Annotated in this window: 17 protein-coding genes; 13 read left to right on the plus strand and 4 right to left on the minus strand. The window is 67.3% G+C overall.

Features of this window, described 5'->3' with window-relative positions:
• Positions 1–62: 62 nt before the first annotated feature.
• The 9 genes from V8J38_RS09030 (at position 63) to V8J38_RS09070 (ending at position 9,851) form a co-directional block, all read left to right on the plus strand.
• Positions 63–1,253: an acyl-CoA dehydrogenase gene (locus V8J38_RS09030; RefSeq protein WP_338575108.1), complete on the plus strand. Its 1,191-nt coding sequence runs from the start codon at positions 63–65 to the stop codon at positions 1,251–1,253.
• 13 nt (positions 1,254–1,266) lie between these two features.
• Positions 1,267–2,472: a CaiB/BaiF CoA-transferase family protein gene (locus tag V8J38_RS09035; RefSeq protein WP_338575110.1), complete on the plus strand. Its 1,206-nt coding sequence runs from the start codon at positions 1,267–1,269 to the stop codon at positions 2,470–2,472.
• A 137-nt stretch (positions 2,473–2,609) separates the two neighbouring features.
• Positions 2,610–3,545 (plus strand): ABC transporter permease, encoded by a 936-nt coding sequence (locus V8J38_RS09040; protein ID WP_291775901.1) that lies wholly within the window; start codon positions 2,610–2,612, stop codon positions 3,543–3,545.
• On the plus strand, positions 3,542–4,348 hold the full coding sequence (locus V8J38_RS09045; RefSeq protein ID WP_338575114.1) for an ABC transporter permease: 807 nt from the start codon (positions 3,542–3,544) through the stop codon (positions 4,346–4,348). The genes V8J38_RS09040 and V8J38_RS09045 overlap by 4 nt, the downstream gene beginning before the upstream one ends.
• The gene (locus V8J38_RS09050; protein WP_338575116.1) at positions 4,345–5,154 is read left to right on the plus strand and encodes an ABC transporter ATP-binding protein; all 810 of its coding nucleotides are present in this window, start codon (positions 4,345–4,347) and stop codon (positions 5,152–5,154) included. The genes V8J38_RS09045 and V8J38_RS09050 overlap by 4 nt, the downstream gene beginning before the upstream one ends.
• Positions 5,151–6,044 carry an ABC transporter ATP-binding protein gene (locus V8J38_RS09055; RefSeq protein WP_338575117.1) on the plus strand — a complete coding sequence of 298 codons (894 nt, stop codon included), beginning with the start codon at positions 5,151–5,153 and terminating at the stop codon, positions 6,042–6,044. The genes V8J38_RS09050 and V8J38_RS09055 overlap by 4 nt, the downstream gene beginning before the upstream one ends.
• Positions 6,041–7,582 (plus strand): ABC transporter substrate-binding protein, encoded by a 1,542-nt coding sequence (locus V8J38_RS09060; RefSeq protein WP_338575119.1) that lies wholly within the window; start codon positions 6,041–6,043, stop codon positions 7,580–7,582. Before V8J38_RS09055 ends, V8J38_RS09060 begins: the two co-directional genes overlap by 4 nt.
• A gap of 2 nt (positions 7,583–7,584) precedes the next feature.
• A complete protein-coding gene (locus V8J38_RS09065) occupies positions 7,585–9,024 on the plus strand; it encodes an FAD-dependent oxidoreductase (RefSeq protein ID WP_338575121.1) in 1,440 nt (479 codons plus the stop codon).
• Positions 9,021–9,851: an alpha/beta hydrolase gene (locus V8J38_RS09070; protein ID WP_338575124.1), complete on the plus strand. Its 831-nt coding sequence runs from the start codon at positions 9,021–9,023 to the stop codon at positions 9,849–9,851. Before V8J38_RS09065 ends, V8J38_RS09070 begins: the two co-directional genes overlap by 4 nt.
• Here the strand turns inward: V8J38_RS09070 and V8J38_RS09075 are convergent.
• On the minus strand, positions 9,826–10,578 hold the full coding sequence (locus tag V8J38_RS09075; protein ID WP_422388288.1) for an SDR family oxidoreductase: 753 nt from the start codon (positions 10,576–10,578) through the stop codon (positions 9,826–9,828). The two genes, V8J38_RS09070 and V8J38_RS09075, sit on opposite strands and share 26 nt — an antisense overlap.
• Before the next feature lie 295 nt (positions 10,579–10,873).
• Here V8J38_RS09075 and V8J38_RS09080 point away from each other — a divergent pair, with 295 nt between their 5' ends.
• The 4 genes from V8J38_RS09080 to V8J38_RS09095 are packed head-to-tail and all read left to right on the plus strand — an operon-like array spanning position 10,874 to position 15,428.
• A complete protein-coding gene (locus tag V8J38_RS09080) occupies positions 10,874–12,367 on the plus strand; it encodes an efflux transporter outer membrane subunit (protein WP_338575129.1) in 1,494 nt (497 codons plus the stop codon).
• The gene (locus tag V8J38_RS09085) at positions 12,368–13,366 is read left to right on the plus strand and encodes an HlyD family secretion protein (protein WP_338575131.1); all 999 of its coding nucleotides are present in this window, start codon (positions 12,368–12,370) and stop codon (positions 13,364–13,366) included. It abuts the gene before it with no gap.
• The gene (locus tag V8J38_RS09090; RefSeq protein ID WP_338575133.1) at positions 13,363–14,295 is read left to right on the plus strand and encodes an ABC transporter ATP-binding protein; all 933 of its coding nucleotides are present in this window, start codon (positions 13,363–13,365) and stop codon (positions 14,293–14,295) included. Before V8J38_RS09085 ends, V8J38_RS09090 begins: the two co-directional genes overlap by 4 nt.
• Positions 14,292–15,428 (plus strand): ABC transporter permease, encoded by a 1,137-nt coding sequence (locus tag V8J38_RS09095; protein ID WP_338575134.1) that lies wholly within the window; start codon positions 14,292–14,294, stop codon positions 15,426–15,428. The genes V8J38_RS09090 and V8J38_RS09095 overlap by 4 nt, the downstream gene beginning before the upstream one ends.
• Here the strand turns inward: V8J38_RS09095 and V8J38_RS16950 are convergent.
• The 3 genes from V8J38_RS16950 to V8J38_RS09110 are packed head-to-tail and all read right to left on the minus strand — an operon-like array spanning position 15,425 to position 16,241.
• On the minus strand, positions 15,425–15,766 hold the full coding sequence (locus V8J38_RS16950; protein WP_422388289.1) for a DUF488 family protein: 342 nt from the start codon (positions 15,764–15,766) through the stop codon (positions 15,425–15,427). The two genes, V8J38_RS09095 and V8J38_RS16950, sit on opposite strands and share 4 nt — an antisense overlap.
• Positions 15,700–16,005, minus strand: coding sequence for a DUF488 domain-containing protein (locus V8J38_RS09105; protein WP_338575138.1), 306 nt, complete (start codon positions 16,003–16,005; stop codon positions 15,700–15,702). Before V8J38_RS09105 ends, V8J38_RS16950 begins: the two co-directional genes overlap by 67 nt.
• An 8-nt stretch (positions 16,006–16,013) precedes the next feature.
• Positions 16,014–16,241: a DUF2945 domain-containing protein gene (locus tag V8J38_RS09110; protein ID WP_338575140.1), complete on the minus strand. Its 228-nt coding sequence runs from the start codon at positions 16,239–16,241 to the stop codon at positions 16,014–16,016.
• Positions 16,242–16,311: the final 70 nt, after the last annotated feature.

A 16,311-nucleotide genomic window follows, 5' to 3' on the forward strand; every position in this document is an offset into this window, starting at 1 on the left:
TCTAAACGCGCAGCCTTGGCAAGCGCCTTCCCGCACCTTCCAGTCCATCAGGAACGCCCATCATGTCGAACTCCGCCGCTTCTTCCGCCCAAACCTTCCGCTGGGATGATCCGTTCGACCTGACGGGGCGGCTGACCGATGAAGAGCGGATGGTTCAGGATGCGGCGCGGTCCTATGCGCGCGAGGCCCTGCTGCCGCGCGTGGTCGCCGCCTTCCGCGACGAGGTCTTCGATCGCGCCATCATGACCGAGATGGGCGAGATGGGCTTCCTGGGCGCCATGCTGCCCGAGCAGTACGGCGGCTCCGAAGCGTCGCACGTCGCCTATGGCCTGATCGCGCGCGAGGTCGAGGCGGTCGACAGCGGCTATCGTTCGGCCATGTCCGTGCAGTCGTCGCTGGCCATGTACCCGATCTACGCCTTCGGCTCGGACGAGCAGAAGGCGAAGTTCCTGCCCAAGATGGCGGCGGGCGAACTGGTCGGCTGCTTCGGCCTGACCGAGGCCGACGGCGGGTCGGACCCGGCCTCGATGAAGACCACGGCGGTCGCGGTCGACGGCGGCTATCGTCTGAACGGCGGCAAATACTGGATCACCAACTCGCCCATCGCCGACCTGGCCATCGTCTGGGCCAAGCTGGACGGCAAGATCAGGGGCTTCATCGTCGAGCGCGATTTCGACGGCTTCACCACGGGCAAGATCGGCGACAAGCTCAGCTTGCGCGCCTCGGTGACGGGCGACATCGGCCTGAACGACGTCTTCGTGCCGGAAGCCAATCTCCTGCCGGGGGTGCAGGGGCTGCGCGGGCCGTTCTCCTGCCTGAACAAGGCGCGCTTCGGCATCGCCTGGGGCGCGATGGGCGCGGCCGAGTTCTGCCTTCACGCCAGCCGCGACTATGTGGCCGAGCGCACCCTGTTCGGCCGTCCGCTGTCGTCGCGCCAGCTGGTGCAGAAGAAGCTGGCGGACATGCAGACCGAGATCTTCCTCGGCTTCGAGGGCGCCTACGCCCTGGGTCGTCTGCTGGACACGGGCGCCTGGGTGCCCGAGGCCATCAGCCTGATGAAGCGCAACAACTGCGGCAAGGCCCTGGCCGTGGCGCGCGAGGCCCGCGACATGCACGGCGGGGCCGGGATCACCGGCGAACTGCACGTCATGCGCCACGCCATGAACCTGGAGACGGTCAACACCTATGAAGGCGCGCACGACGTTCACGCCCTGATCCTGGGCCGCGCCATCACCGGCGAAGCCGCCTTCTGATTAAGGGCCCGTCATGACCCTCAGCCCCACGATTTCCGACACCCCCACAGGCCCGCTTCACGGGGTGCGCGTGCTGGACCTGTCGCGGGTTCTGGCCGGGCCGTGGGCGACGCAGACGCTGGCGGACCTGGGAGCCGAGGTCATCAAGATCGAACGGCCCGGTGCGGGCGACGACACCCGCCACTGGGGCCCGCCCTTCACCACGACGGCGGACGGACAACTGGGCGACGCCGCCTATTTCCTGTGCGCCAACCGAGGCAAGAAGTCGGTCGAGCTGGACATCGCCACCCCAGACGGCGTCGAGACCGTGCGTCGCCTGGCTACGACCTGCGACGTGGTGGTCGAGAACTTCAAGACCAGCGGGCTGAAGAAGTACGGCCTCGACTACGCCTCGCTGGCGGCGATCAATCCGAAGCTGGTCTATTGCTCCATCACCGGCTTCGGCCAAGACGGGCCGGACGCGCACCGGGCCGGCTACGACTACATGATCCAGGCCATGGGCGGGCTGATGTCGATCACAGGCCAGCCCGACGGCGCGCCGGGCGCAGAGCCGATGAAGGTCGGGGTGGCGGTCGTGGACCTGTTCACCGGCCTTTACGCCTCCAACGCCATTCTAGCGGCGCTGTGGCACGCACGGGCGAGCGGCGAAGGTCAGCACGTCGACATCGCCCTGTTTGACGTCCAGGCGGCCATGCTGGCCAATCAGGCGACCAACTGGTTCGTCTCAGGGACCGCGCCGACGCGGATGGGCAACGCCCACCCCAATCTGGCCCCCTATCAGCCCTTCTCGTGCTCGGACGGCAGGGTGATCATCGCCGTGGGCAATGACGGCCAGTTCCGCGCCCTGTGCGCCGCCCTGGGGCTGGAGGTCGAGGACCGCTTCGCCAGCAACGCCCTACGGGTCGCCGAGCGCGAGGCGCTGGGGACGCTGATCGCCGCGAAGACGGAAGGCTTCACCATGCAGGGGCTGATGCAGGCGCTGGAGGCGGCGGGCGTGCCCTGCGGTCCGGTCAACACCATCGACCAGGTGTTCGCCGAGCCTCAGGCGATCCATCGCGGCCTGACGGTCGAGCAGACCCGGCCCGACCTGGCCGACCCCGTCCGCACCGTCGCCTCGCCTATCCGCCTGTCCAAGACGCCGGTGCGATACGACGCCCCGCCGCCGAAGCTGGGGCAGGATACCGAAGCGGTGTTGCGCGAGCTCATGTCAGAGGACTGAGCAACGTTGACAGGCGCTTCGCTTGCCCTAAGGATGATGTCTTAACTTAGATACGACTCTTCGGCGGAGACCGTTCAGGACATGTCCAAGCCTCATCCGACCGTTTCGAACGGGGTCGAAGCGAGCCGACGCCTCTGATGTCCTCCTCTCGTATCCTCGGCGGCTTACGGGACTTCGCCTTTGTCCTGATCGCCGCAATGACAGTGCTGTTCTTCCTGCTGCGACTGACCGGCGACCCGGCCCTGGTCATTGCGGGCGAAGGCGCCTCTCCGGCTCAGATCGAGGCGATCCGCGTCGAGTACGGTTTCGACAGGAGCCTGATCGTCCAGTATGGCCAGACCATGCTGCGGCTGCTTCAGGGCGACTTCGGCAAGTCGCTGACCGATGGAAGCCCGGCCCTGGGCAAGGTCCTGGCCTCCCTGCCCGCCACCCTGTTCCTGGCCGCAATGGCGCTGAGTCTGAACCTGCTGATCTCCCTGCCGCTGGGCGCCTGGCTGGGGCAGAAGCGCACCGGGGCGGCGCGTCGTGCGGTGCGCGGCGTGCTGACGGTGATGCAGGGCTTTCCCGGTTTCGTCATCGCCCTGTTGCTGATCAACCTGTTCGCCGCCGGGCTCGAATGGCTGCCGTCGATCGGCTACGGCGGACCGGCGACCTGGGTGCTGCCGGTGATCTCGGTCGTCTCCTTCCTGGCCCCCAAGCTGATCCGCGTGGTCGAGGCCAACACTCATGCCGCCCTGGCCGCCGACTTCGTGCGCACCGCCCGCTCGACCGGGGCGTCCGAAAACCAGATCCTGTGGCGCCATGTTCTGCCCAACGCCCTGCTGGGCGCCGTCGCCCTGATCGGGGCTGAACTGGCCTTCATGCTGACAGGCCTTGTGGTCATCGAGACCATCTTCGCCTGGCCCGGCATCGGCTGGCTGCTGGTGCAGTCCACGCTGAACCTAGACTTCCCCGTGGTGCAGGCCGTGGTCTTCGTCATGGTGGTCAGCGTCTTCCTCAGCAACGCCGTCACCGAGGCGGTGCAGGCCCTGCTGGACCCGCGCATCCGCAGCCGCGCGAGGGCTGCATCATGAGCCGCAGCCTGTCCCCCGCCATTGTCGGCGCCGGCGTGGTGGGCCTGTTCTGCCTCGCCGTCATGATCTTCGGCGACGCCCTGTCCGGCCATGACCACCGCGCCATCAATCTGTCGATGCGTCTGGCCGCGCCGCTGGCGCCGGGCCATCTGTTGGGAACGGACGAACTGGGACGCGATGTGCTAGCGCGCCTGCTGAACGGGATGCGCTGGTCAGTGGGTTCGGCCTTCTGTGCCACCCTGATCGCCTTCTGCATCGGTACGACCTTCGGCCTGGCGGCGGCGCACAAGGGCGCCTGGCTGGGCGGCGCCCTGAAACTGCTGACCACCTTCACCCAGTCCTTTCCGTCCTTCGTCATGGCGGTGACCGTGATCGCCCTGTTGGGCGATAGCGGCTTCTGGGCGGTCACCCTGACGCTCGGCCTGGTGACCTGGCCGGTCTTCTCTCGCGTTGTCTACGCCGAGGCCAGCAGCCTGTTTCAGCGCGAATACGTCCAAGCCGCCGAGATGACCGGCATGAGCGTCGTGCGCCTTTACGCTCACCACGTCCTGCCCGCCCTGGTGCCGACGCTGTCGGTGGTGGTGGTCTTCCACTTCGCCGAAATGATCGTGGCCGAAAGCGCCCTGTCCTTCCTGGGCATCGGCGCACCGCTGGGGGCCGCGACCTGGGGCGCCATGTTGAGCGAAGGACGCGCCTTCATGCTGCAGGCCCCGTGGCTGACGCTGGGCCCCGCCTTCGCCATGGTCATCATCATCGTGGCCGCCCACAGCGTGGGGCAGCACCTGCGGAACCTGACCCGATGAGCGTTGCTGACCTGAATACGGCGCACGAAATGGTGCTGGATATCCGCAAGCTGAGGCTGGAGACCGTCGCCGACCGCCGCGTCCTGATCCCCAACCTCGACCTGACGATCCGCCGCGGCGAGATCGTCGGCCTGGTCGGCCAGTCGGGGTCGGGCAAGACCCTGACCTGCTTCGCCGTCGGCGGCCTGGTTCCGCCGGGCGTGCGCGTCGCGGGCGGCGAGATTCGTCTGGAAGGCCGCCGCATCGACAATCTGACCGAGGCGGAATGGCGCACCGTGCGCGGCGGCCGCATCGGCATGGTGTTCCAGGACCCCCTCTCCTCGTTCAACCCGGTGAAGACGGTGGGCTCCATTCTGATTGAGTCGGCGCGTCGCCATCGCGGCCTCGACAAGGCCGCCGCCCGCGCCCTGGCCGTCGAAACCCTGCGCGCCATGCGCCTGCCGGGCGCCGACGCCTGCATCGACGCCTTCCCGCACCAGTTGTCGGGCGGACAACGCCAGCGCGCCATGATCGGCCTGGCCCTGATCAACCAGCCGGCCCTGATCCTGGCCGACGAGCCGACCACCGCGCTGGACCCGACGGTCCAGTTGCAGATTCTGGCTCTGCTGCGGCGTCAGGCCCAGCAGGCCGCCGCCCTGATGATCACCCACGACATCGCCGCCGCCGGCGCCGTCTGCGACCGCATCGCCGTCATGCTGGAAGGCGAGATCGTCGAGGAAGGCCGCACGGCGCAGGTGCTGTACGAGCCCCGGCATCCCTTCACCCGCAGCCTGCGGGACGCCGCCCACCTGGGGAGACGGCCATGACCACGCCGCTTCTATCGATTCAGAACCTGGGCGTCGCATACGGCAGCGGGCGTGACCGCCGCTTCGTCCTGCGCGGCGCCGGTTTCGACCTGGCGCCCGGCCAGGTCATGGCCATCGTCGGCGAGTCGGGATCGGGCAAGTCGACCCTGGTCCGCGCCGTCGCCGGCCTGGCGACGCCTGCTGAAGGGACGATCATGTTCGAGGGCATCGCGCTGCCGCCACTGGGCAAACGCTCGAAGGCCATGCTGCACGGCATCCAGATGGTCTTTCAGGACCCCGGCGCCAGCCTGAACCCGCGTCAGTCCATCCGCGCCGTACTGGAAGAGCCGCTGATCGTAGTGGGCAGGTTGGACAGCGCGGCGCGACGGCGGCGGGTCGAAGAACTGATGGACCTCGTTCACTTGGACCACCGCCTGCTGGACCTACGGCCCGCCGCCCTGTCCGGCGGGCAGAAACAGCGCGTCGCCATCGCCCGCGCCCTGTCGATGGAGCCGCGCCTGCTGATCGCCGACGAGGCGCTTTCGGCCCTGGACTTCGCCAATCAGGACAAGGTCTCCGCCCTGCTGCTGGAGCTGAAGGATCGGCTAAATCTGGCCATGCTGTTCGTCTCGCACGACATGCGCAGCGTGCGCCGCATGGCCGACCACGTCTGCGTCATCGAAAGCGGTCAGGTCGTCGAACAGGGGCCGGTCGCAGAGGTCCTCTACCACCCCAAGAGCGCCTATACGCAATTGTTGCTGGCCGCCGCCCTCAACCCGGCCGCCGCCCTGGCCGACCCGCGCCTGAGCGCCGCCCTGGAAGCCGGCGGGCCGATCTCGGACGAGGCGCTGGCCGGCGTGATGGACATCATCGGCGCGAACGCCCGCATGCAGGAGCCGTCCCCCTCATGACGCCGAAACGCCTTCGCCTCTTCATCGCCGCCTGTCTGAGCGCCGCCCTTGTCGCCGCCTGCGGCCAGGGCGGCGCGGACAAGCCGACGCCTGCGACCGGCAGCCAGGTGCTGCGCGTCGCCGCCGGCAGCCTGCCCTCCAGTCTGGGCAATCCGTTCCGGGGCAACAGCCGTCCCGGCTCCCTGCTGTGGCTGGCCATCTACGACGGCCTGACCGCCATCGACGACAACGACCAGCTGGGGCCGGGTCTGGCGACCGAATGGACGCTGGTCGAACCGACGGTCTGGCGCTTCAAGCTGCGCGAAGGCGTGCGTTACTCCAACGGTCGCCCGTTCGACGCCGAGGCCGCGGCCGAGGTCTTCGCCTTCCTGCGATCGGATCAGGGCAAGCGCACCCTGATCGGGTCCGAAGCGCGCGGCATCGTCGAAGCGCGCGCCATCGGGCCGCTGGAACTGGAGATCCGCACCGAGCGCCCCGACCCGGTCCTGCCGCGCCGTCTGGCCGCCATCATGATGATCGAACCACAGGCCGTGGCCGATATGGGCATGGACGCCTACGCTCAGAAACCGGTCGGCACCGGCGCCTTCGTCATGACCGGCTGGGACCAGCGCACCCGCCGTCTGACCCTGGCCCGAAACCCGAAATCATGGCGCCCGTCGACGATCGACGGCGTGGTCTTCTATGAACTGCCGAGCGCGGCGGGGCGGACACAGGCCCTTCTGTCGGGCGATGTGGACCTGTCGCTGGTCGACCTGGAGGAGACGGAGCGGCTGGAGCGCAACGGCTTCCACGTCCTCTACACCCCCGCCATGCAGGTGAAGGCCTACTCCTTCCGCAATGTGGGCGGCGATCCGGCCTCGCCCCTGCGCGACGTTCGCGTGCGTCAGGCGCTCAACTACGCCGTCGACAAGGAGGCGATCGCCTCCCTGCTGCCGGAAAACGCCAAGCCGTCAGGCCAGCCTGCGGCCAAGGGGGTGTTCGGCTACGACCCGACCATCCCGCCCTACCCCTACGACCCCGCCAAGGCGCGCCGTCTGTTGGCGCAGGCCGGTTACCCGAACGGCTTCAATCTGACGATGGAGGTCCTGACCGACGCGGCGCCGGGCGACGACATGATGTCCCAGGCCGTGGCCGAATACTGGCGCGCCGTCGGCATCGACACCCGCCTCAAGGTCATGACCATGCCGGACTTCCTGGTGAAGTATCAGACCAACAGTTGGGCAGGCGAGGCTCTGGCCCTGTCGTGGAACAGCTTCCAGTACTACGATGTCACCCGCGCCATGGAGGACTTTTCCTGCATGCGGCCGACGCCCTTCTTCTGCGACACGGCGATCACCGACAAGCTGAAGGTTGCGCGCGAGATCATGGACGACGACGAGCGGCTGAAGGCCTATCAGGCGCTGGGGCGGCTGTACCGCGAGGCGGCGCCTTCGCTGTTCCTGATCGAGCACCAAGACCTGTTCGCCTATGCGCCCAGGGTCGGCCATGTGAAGATTCGCCACCGCGTGCCGGTCTACGAAGAAATGACCCTGCGTTGATCATGAGCGCCGAGACCGCGCCCTGGGACCTCATCATCGTCGGCGGCGGCGCCGCCGGTATGGCCGCAGCCATCTTCGCGGCGGAACGTACGTCCCGCGTCCTGTTGATCGACCATGCCGATGTGCTGGGCGGAACACTCTGGGTCGCCAACGGCCAGTTGAGCGCGGCGGGCACGCGCCTGCAACGCGACAAGGGGATCGAGGACGACGCCCAGGCGCATTTCGACGATGTCATGCGCCTGAGTCGAGGCACGGCGAACGAGGCATTGGTGCGGCTGGCGGTATGGAACGCCGCCGAGACCTTCGACTGGCTGATGGATCAGGGCTTCGACGTCGATCCCGCCTGCCCGGTCGAGGGCGTCGGCCATGAACCCTATTCCAGAGCGCGCTACTACTGGGGCCGAAACGGCGGCGCCTCGCTGCGCGATGTCCTGATCCCGCGTATCGAGCAGGCCGTCTCGGACGGCCGGATCAGCCTGCGGCTGGGCCATGAAGCGTTGACTTTGACGACCGACCCCGGCGGCGCCGTGACCGGGGTTACGACCCGCGACGCCCGCGGCGTCGAACATCATTTCAAGGCCGTCCAGACCGTGCTGGCGACGGGCGGATATTCCGCCTCGCCCGAAGTCTATCAGGCCATGAATGACGTCCCGCTCTACACCAACCTGCCCTATGCCTATTCGCAGGGCGTCGGGCACCGGTTGGGCTGCAGCGTCGGCGGATGGCTGCGCGGCCGCGAGAATTTCTTCATCAACTTCGGATTCCTGCTGGACAGCGAGGGGCCGCGCCCCGGCATGGTCGGCCGGTTGAACACCTATCCCCAGCGCCGCCTGCCGTGGGAGATCTACGTCAACGCCCATGGCGACCGCTTTGTGCGCGAAGACATGGAGTCGGTCGATGCACGCGAAAACGCCCTGCTCGAGCAACCGGACCAACGCTATTGGGTCGTGTTCGACGAACGGATCCTAACGGAAGCGCCGCCGTTCATCGCCGGCTTCAACGCCGACGAAATCCGTGCCCTGTTCTTGGAAAAGCGTCCCTTCTTCTACAAGGCGGAAGATCTGAGAAAATTGGCCTCGGCGGCGGGCATCGACGCCGACGGCCTCATGCGCGCCGTGCGCGGCTATAACTACGGCGTCCATTCCGGCAACGACTTCCTGGGCCGCCGCCATCTGCCTCTCCCGATCGCGCAAGGCCCCTTCTACGCCATACGGGTGCAGGGCGCGGCGGTCAGCAGCGCGGTCGGCCTGGCTGTAAACGACCAGCTTCAAGTGATCCGCCCGGACGGCTCGGCCATACCGGGGCTGTGGGCCGCCGGCGAACTGCTGGGCGCCAGCCAGACCATGGGACGCGCCGTCTGCGGAGGCATGATGGCGACGCCCGCCCTGACGTTCGGACGCCTGTTGGGCCAGAGCCTCATCCCGTTGACCTCCCGAACATGATCTCCGCCTGGACCAGCGGGCGCCGCCGCTACGTCGACGGTCTCTGGGGGCAGGTCCACCTGCGCGAGTGGGGCTTCGGTCGCTCCCTGTTTCTGCTGCACCAGACGCCGTGGAGCGGAGTTCAGTTCCACCGTCTGGCGCCCCTGCTGGCGCAGACGGGCTGGCGCGTCATCGCGCCCGATACGCCGGGCTATGGCCTCTCCGATCGCCCGTCCGCTTCACCGGCCATTGGCGACTATGCCGAGAACATGGCCGTCGTGTTCGACAGCCTCGACGTTCAGGACGCCGTGATCGCGGGACATCACACCGGGGCGCTGATCGCCGCCGCCTTCGCCGCCGCCCGACCTGACAGGACAAGCGGCCTGATCCTCGACAACCCGCCCTTCTACACTGCCGCAGAACGCGCTCAACGCCTGGCCCTGCCCCATCACGCCCATGCGCCCGAAGAGGGCGGCGGCCATTTCACGTCGCGTTGGCGCTTCATGCGGGGGATGGCGGACCCCGACCTGTCCGTCGCCGGACTGCACCTCGCCATCATCGCCCATCACGTGAACGACGCGAGCGCCGATCACGGTCATGCCGCCGCCTATGCCTGGGACATGGCCAGCGCCGTCGACGCCATCTCCGCCCCGACGCTGGTGCTGTCCAGTCGCGGCGACGCCATTCACTCTCATGGTTCCCGGCTGCTGAAATGCAGGCCCGACTGGCGCGGCGCCGTCCTGCCTGCAGGCCCGGCGACGGCGCTGGAGTCGCCCGAAGTCTGGCGCGACGCCGTCCTGTCCTTCCTGAGCGCGCTGGACGCTACCAGTCCACCAATTGGCCGTTGAAGCGTTTGAAACGGCCCGAGTCCTCGGTCGTCAGGCCGATGATCGCGTCCGCCAGGCCCTGGCCGCTATCGCGCGCCGAAATCTTGGGCGGACCGCCGACGACAGGGCGGGTGAAGTCGGTATCGACATAGCCGGGACTGAGCAGGGCGACCGTCACGCCGCGCGGCGCCAGATCCTTGGCCAGACTGCGCATGGCCATGTTCAGCGCCGCCTTGCTGGTCCGGTAGAAGTAGTTGCCGCCCGTCGTCGCCGCGATGGAGCCCAGACTGCTGGAGATTGAGACGATCTTCCTGTGCTCGCTGGCGGCGACCTGTTCGATGAAGGCTTCGGCCACGCGCATGGGCGCCATCAGATTGACCTCCATCACCCGCCGCCAGGCCTCGTAGTCCAGGGCGCCGAAGCGGGTGTCCCGCCAGGCGATCCCCGCATTGTTCACCAGGGCGTCGATCGGCGCCTCGATACGAGCGGCCAGTCTCTCCGCCGCCTCAAGGTCCGCCACGTCCAAAGGCGCGATCTGGATCAACTCGGAATGGGCGGCGCCAAGAGCCTGCAATGCTGCGGCCTCGTCCGGCGCGCGGCAGGTCGCCGTCACCGCCCAACCTCGCTCTGCCAGGGCTTCGGTCAACGCCAGCCCGATCCCTCGAGCAGCGCCTGTGACAAGAGCATGCGGCAAGTCTTCCTCCCTGATGGCGGGAAAGCACCTTGCATCATAAACAATACATCTCAAGACACGGCGGCTGGCCTCGCTTGAAAATCATCGGCCGCCGAACCGGCGTCACCCCAGAGATTCACCCTCCTCCGGCTTTCCTGCACCCACTGGAGACTTTCACTTACGACGGACAGCACCGCCACATCCCCATATCCAGAATGTCCGGTTCGCTTATAGGAAGTCCGCCAGATAGATCGCGTAACAAATTCTGCCTCTTCGCGGGCGCGATGCGACCATTGCGCTGGAAGCGACGTTATAACTCCGTAGCCGTACAGCTTGGATCAGGCGTCGACATGATGCTGAGGGGCCGAGGATGACGAAGACAGCGCCGCGCATGGGTTCGGAGACCCTCGCCGCTCGTCTCGCTGCGCCGGCCATGCTTTCCGTGTTGTTGGCGGCCTGCATGGCTGGCCCGAACTACAGCGAACCGACCCTGGCGACGCCTGCGGCCTTCTCGCACGGCGAGCCTACCGGTCAGCCCGCCCCTGCCTGGTGGCGAACGTTCCACGATCCCATGCTGGATCGCCTGGTCGACGAGGCGCGGGCCTCCAACCTGGATTTGCATCAGGCGGCGCTGCGGGTCGAGGAAGCCCGACACCAGGCGCGCATCGTCGGAGCCGCCACCGCGCCCACCATCTCGGCCGACGCACAGGGCGGCTACACCCGGCTTAGCAAGACCACCTCCATCGCCGCGCTTCTGGGCGAGTCAGGGACTCCGGGTTCCGAACCGATCGGCGCGCCGGGGACGGCGTTCGAGACCTACCAGACCGGTTTCGACGCCTCGTGGGAGCTGGACCTGTTCGGGGCCGGTCGACGGGCGCTGGAGACGGCGGATGCTCGCACAGCATCGGCGGTCTGGAGCCGGCGTGACGCCGAAATCATCCTGACGGCTGAAGTCGCGCGGGCCTATCTGGACTATCGCGCCCTGGATCAGCGCATCGCCGTGGCCGACGCGCTTCAAGAAGTGCGAGACGACGCCCTGCTTTTCCATCAAATCCGCCGACGCCATGGCCTGACGTCGACTCTAGATGAACGCACCGCCGAACGCGACAGAGCATCCATCACCGCCGCGCGCGAGGATCTCGTCGCCCAGCGCACCGCGCAGGCGCACGCCCTGGCGGTCCTTCTGGCCCGGCCGCCTAGGGCGCTGATCAACGATCTGGCCGAGACCCAGGCCGCGCCGACCGCGCCCGCCGTCATTCCGGTCGGCCTACCGTCGGATCTGTTGCGGCGACGGCCGGATGTCCGGGCGGCCGAACGAAACCTCGCCGCCGCCACCGCCGAGATCGGCGTGGCTGTCGCCGACCTGTATCCTTCGATCAGCCTGACCGGCGCGATCCATCTGGTCTCGAGCTCTCTCAGCACGCTGATCTCGTCCGACAGCCTGCAACCCACGGCGGGCGCCGCTCTCATGCTCCCGCTGTTCGACGGCGGACGGCGGCGCGCGACGGTGGACCTGCGTCAGACCCAGGCGCAGGAAGCTCTTCTCTCCTATCAGGGCGCGGTGCTGATCGCGCTGAAGGACGTCGAGGACGCCTTGAGCCGGCTGGAGGCCGACCGCGTCCGAGAGGAGCAAATCAGAGCCGCCGAATCCGCCGCTCGCGACCAATGGACGACCCTTCAGGCTCAACAGAACGCAGGACTGGCGACCGCGCTGGACCTGCTGGCGGCGCGCGCCTCCTTCCTGGACGCCTCCGACGCACGCATCCAGGCGCAGGGGGCGGTCGATCTGGACGTGGTGGCGCTTTTCAAGGCGCTCGGCGGCGGTTGGGACGACCGTCGCATCGCCGATGCGGGAGGGCTCTAGATGGCCGACACTGCACAACGCCGTCGACGCATCGCACGCCGCCCTCTTGTCATCGGCCTGGTTGTTGGAGGCGCAGCCTGCACCCTGCTGGTCTGGAGCCTGTCCGATCGGCGGTCGTCAGACACCCCGATGTTTACCGGCTATGTCGTGAGCCAGAACCTCTACATGTCCGCCCCCGTGGCGGGTGTGGTGGACACCCTGAACGTCGTGCGCGGTCAGCGTGTCGAGGCCGGCGCCCCCCTTTTCCGCATCGATCCTACATCCCTGGGCGCGCGCGCCGATCAGGCGATCGCCCAGGTCGATCAGGGGCAGGCGCAACTGGAGGCCGACGTCGCCGCTCTGAACAAGGCTCGCGCCGATCTGGCCGCGGCTGACGTGGACGTGGACCGTACGGGCTCCGACCTGGCCCGCTATCTCGCGGCGGAGCAAGAAAAGACGGGATCGGTCGCGGGCCAGCAACTCGACCAGGCCCGAACCGCTGCCGCCGGCGCCCAGCGGCGCAGAGACGCCGCCCGAACCGACGTGGACGCCGCCGCCGCCCGCATCGCCGCCAGCCGCGCCGCCATTCAGGGCAGCCAGGCGGGGGTGGTCGACGCCCGCCGCCAGCTCAGCCAGCTCTCGCCCGTCGCCCCGATCGCCGCGCGGGTCGAGGATGTCATGTATCAAGCCGGCGAATGGGCCGCCGCCAATGCGCCGATCATCAGCCTGGTCCCCGACGATCAGGTCAAGGTGCGCTTCTATGTGCCCCAGGCCGTGGTGAGCGCCTATCCGCCGGGCGTCACGGTCGCCATCGCCTGCGACGGCTGCGCTTCGGGCATGACGGCGCGCGTCAACTACGTCGCCAGCCGCCCGGAATACACGCCCCCGATCATCTACAGCCTGACTGCGCGCGACAAGCTGGTCTTCCTGGTGGAAGCTGCGCCCTCAGCCCCGCGCGCGCTGACGCCAGGCCAGCCAATCGACGTCACGCCCCTGAAAACTCCCCCCGCTCGCCGATGAGCCGGGTCATCGACGTCAGAGGTCTGAACAAGTCGTTCGGCGACAAACGTGTGGTGCGCGACGTCTCCATCGCCGTGGACGAGGGGCGGATCACGGGCTTTCTCGGCCCGAACGGCTCAGGCAAGACGACCACGCTGCGCCTGCTGTGCGGCCTGCTGACCCCGGATAGCGGCGAAGGCGAGGTCCTGGGGCTCAACTTCCGAACCGAGAGCAGCCGGATCAAGCGTCAAACTGGCTACATGACCCAGCGGTTCTCACTGTACGACGACATGACCATCAACGAGAACTTGGTCTTCGTCGCACGCGTCTATGGTCTTGATGATCGCGCCGACCGCGTGGATCGGGCGCTGAAGCGACTGGGCCTGGCCGAGCGCCGCGACCAGTTGGCGGGCGCCCTGTCCGGCGGCTGGAAACAGCGGCTGGCTCTCGCCGCCGCGACCCTGCACGAGCCGAAGCTCCTGTTGCTGGATGAGCCGACGGCCGGAGTCGATCCCAAGGCCAGGCGCGAATTCTGGGATGAGATTCACGCCCTCGCCGCAGAGGGTCTGACCGTCCTCGTGTCGACCCACTACATGGATGAGGCCGAGCGTTGCCATGATATCGGCTACATCCTGCATGGCGAACTGATCGCGCGCGGGACGGGCGAAGAGATCATAGACCGCTCGAACCTGATCACCTTCAACGGCGAAGGCCCCGATATCGACCACCTGGCCCACCGTCTGGCGACCCAGGCCGGCGTGGTCAGCGCCTCGGCCTTCGGCGCGGCGGTTCATGTCAGCGGCGTAGACCGCGCCGCGCTGGAGCAGGCCCTGGCTCCCTATCGTCAGGCCCCTTATCGCTGGACCGAGGTCAAGCCGTCCCTGGAGGACGTCTTCATCCAACTGATGAGCCGCGAGACGGAAAGCGTCCAGGAAGGACATGACGCATGACCGGCGCCTTGCTGCGAATCTATGCGGTCCTGACCAAGGAATTCACCCAGCTCAGCCGGGACCGGATCACCTACGCCATGATCCTGCTGATGCCGCTCGTGCAGTTGCTGCTGTTCGGCTACGCCATCAACATGGACCCTCGGCATCTGCCGGCGGCTGTCTTCTCCAGCGACCACAGCGCGACCGCCAACGCTGTGGTCTCGGCGATGGAGCGCACCAGCTACGTCGATGTGCGCTACCTGCCCCGCTCGACCGATGAGATGGACGCCCTGCTGCGACGCGGCCAGGTCATGCTGGGCCTGACCATTCCGCCCGACTTCACCGAACGGGTGCTGAAAGGCGACCAGGCTCAGGTCCTGGTCGAAGTGGACGCCTCCGATCCTGTGTCGGCCGCCAGCGCATTGGGCGCCGTCGCCGCCCTGCCCGACAATGCGCTTGATCGGCAGTTGATCGGCGCTGCGGCCAGACCCTCGACCTCTCCGCCGTTCGAGGTGGTGACGCGCCGTCTCTATAATCCCGAGAACATCACCGCCTACAACATCGTGCCCGGCCTGCTGGGCGTCATCCTGTCCATGACGCTGGTGATGATGACCGCCATGGCCGTGACCCGAGAACGCGAGCGCGGCACCATGGAGGCGCTGCTTTCCACCCCAGCCACGCCGATAGAGATCATGGTCGGCAAGCTGACGCCCTATGTCCTGGTCGGCATCGTCCAGACCGCCGTCATCCTGGTCGTCGCTCGCGTTCTGTTCAGCGTGCCTATGGCGCAGACTGCGGCGGGCTGGATCGCCCTGACCTTCGGGGTCAGCCTGTTCATCCTGGGCAATCTGGCGCTCGGCTATCTGATCTCGACCCTTGCCAAGAGCCAACTGCAGGCCATGCAGATGTCCTTTTTCTACATGATGCCGTCGATCTTCCTGTCGGGTTTCGCCTTCCCCTTCTACGGCCTGCCTGTCTGGGCCCAGTACATCGGCAATGTCCTGCCGATCACGCATTTCCTGAGGATCGTGCGCGGCGCCCTCCTCAAGCAGCAGACCCTCTCAGACATGGGACCGAACCTGTTGGCGCTGGGACTGTTTGTCCTGATCATCTCGACCTTGGCGCTGTGGCGCTCGCGCACAACGCTGGATTAGGTCGGAATCCCCTCGGTCATACCTTGATGCTCGTCGCCGGGCTCTTGATAGATCAACCCGTCGGCGACCCGCCTGACGCCGGGCGTCGGGGTGGCGGTAGTCGTCTGGCCGGACCCCATGATGTGGAAGACCTCGGCCCCGTCAGCGAGCAGATAGTCAGCGATGATCCGACGGTGACATCGCCACCAGAGCGCTTCCGAACACATGACGGCGCAGGTTCGTCGTCGACCCAGCTCGAGCAGTTCGACAAGGCCGAGCCGGAACGCAGTCGTCAGGCGTAGTCGGCGTAGTTCCGAAAACTCCGGTTGCGCCACAGGGTGTTCGGCGACGCAGACCATTGACGTTCACGCCCGCGCAGGCCGCCCAGCGCCGCGAGGTGACGATAGCCGATCCCCCACGGTTCCAACGCCTGCGGCAGGACGTCGGTATTGAACTGCGGATTGGCGCGCGAGCGCGGCATCTTGCGGACATCGACGACGATTTCAGCTCCGGCGTCGCGAAGCAGCTCCGCCATTTCCTCAATGGAACGCGTGGAATGGCCGATCGTGAAAAAGGGCCGCCGGAAATCTTCGGCCATCCTCAGCGTCAGTCGTTCAGGCGCGTCAGGACCGCGCCGCGATGAAGGGCGATGTGATCTGTCTTGCTGCTCTTGATCTCGTACTGAGGTTCGGACGGACGGGCGTGGTGGATGTGGCCTTTGTAGTCGACGTCCTGGGTGTGGACTCGAATGATCGTGCCGCTGACGCGACCGGCTTCCGAGTTCCAGCTCACTCGGTCCCCGACCCGGAATTGTTCGGCTCCCCTATCGCCCATCCTCGACCTCCTGCCCTTGCCTCATGGCGATCCCCTCGGCCTGTCGGCCAACGGCAGGCCGCATCCAAAG

This window comes from Brevundimonas olei (genome assembly GCF_037055245.1).
GTDB classification, from domain to species: domain Bacteria; phylum Pseudomonadota; class Alphaproteobacteria; order Caulobacterales; family Caulobacteraceae; genus Brevundimonas; species Brevundimonas olei.

Bases quoted from the DNA above. Each gene is read 5' to 3' on its own strand.
- V8J38_RS09030 (WP_338575108.1), top strand. From the start codon at position 63: ATGTCGAACTCCGCCGCTTCTTCCGCCCAAACCTTCCGCTGGGATGAT.
- V8J38_RS09035 (WP_338575110.1), top strand. From the start codon at position 1,267: ATGACCCTCAGCCCCACGATTTCCGACACCCCCACAGGCCCGCTTCAC.
- V8J38_RS09040 (WP_291775901.1), top strand. From the start codon at position 2,610: ATGTCCTCCTCTCGTATCCTCGGCGGCTTACGGGACTTCGCCTTTGTC.
- V8J38_RS09045 (WP_338575114.1), top strand. From the start codon at position 3,542: ATGAGCCGCAGCCTGTCCCCCGCCATTGTCGGCGCCGGCGTGGTGGGC.
- V8J38_RS09050 (WP_338575116.1), top strand. From the start codon at position 4,345: ATGAGCGTTGCTGACCTGAATACGGCGCACGAAATGGTGCTGGATATC.
- V8J38_RS09055 (WP_338575117.1), top strand. From the start codon at position 5,151: ATGACCACGCCGCTTCTATCGATTCAGAACCTGGGCGTCGCATACGGC.
- V8J38_RS09060 (WP_338575119.1), top strand. From the start codon at position 6,041: ATGACGCCGAAACGCCTTCGCCTCTTCATCGCCGCCTGTCTGAGCGCC.
- V8J38_RS09065 (WP_338575121.1), top strand. From the start codon at position 7,585: ATGAGCGCCGAGACCGCGCCCTGGGACCTCATCATCGTCGGCGGCGGC.
- V8J38_RS09070 (WP_338575124.1), top strand. From the start codon at position 9,021: ATGATCTCCGCCTGGACCAGCGGGCGCCGCCGCTACGTCGACGGTCTC.
- V8J38_RS09080 (WP_338575129.1), top strand. From the start codon at position 10,874: ATGACGAAGACAGCGCCGCGCATGGGTTCGGAGACCCTCGCCGCTCGT.
- V8J38_RS09085 (WP_338575131.1), top strand. From the start codon at position 12,368: ATGGCCGACACTGCACAACGCCGTCGACGCATCGCACGCCGCCCTCTT.
- V8J38_RS09090 (WP_338575133.1), top strand. From the start codon at position 13,363: ATGAGCCGGGTCATCGACGTCAGAGGTCTGAACAAGTCGTTCGGCGAC.
- V8J38_RS09095 (WP_338575134.1), top strand. From the start codon at position 14,292: ATGACCGGCGCCTTGCTGCGAATCTATGCGGTCCTGACCAAGGAATTC.
- V8J38_RS16950 (WP_422388289.1), bottom strand. From the start codon at position 15,766: ATGGTCTGCGTCGCCGAACACCCTGTGGCGCAACCGGAGTTTTCGGAA.
- V8J38_RS09105 (WP_338575138.1), bottom strand. From the start codon at position 16,005: ATGGCCGAAGATTTCCGGCGGCCCTTTTTCACGATCGGCCATTCCACG.
- V8J38_RS09110 (WP_338575140.1), bottom strand. From the start codon at position 16,241: ATGGGCGATAGGGGAGCCGAACAATTCCGGGTCGGGGACCGAGTGAGC.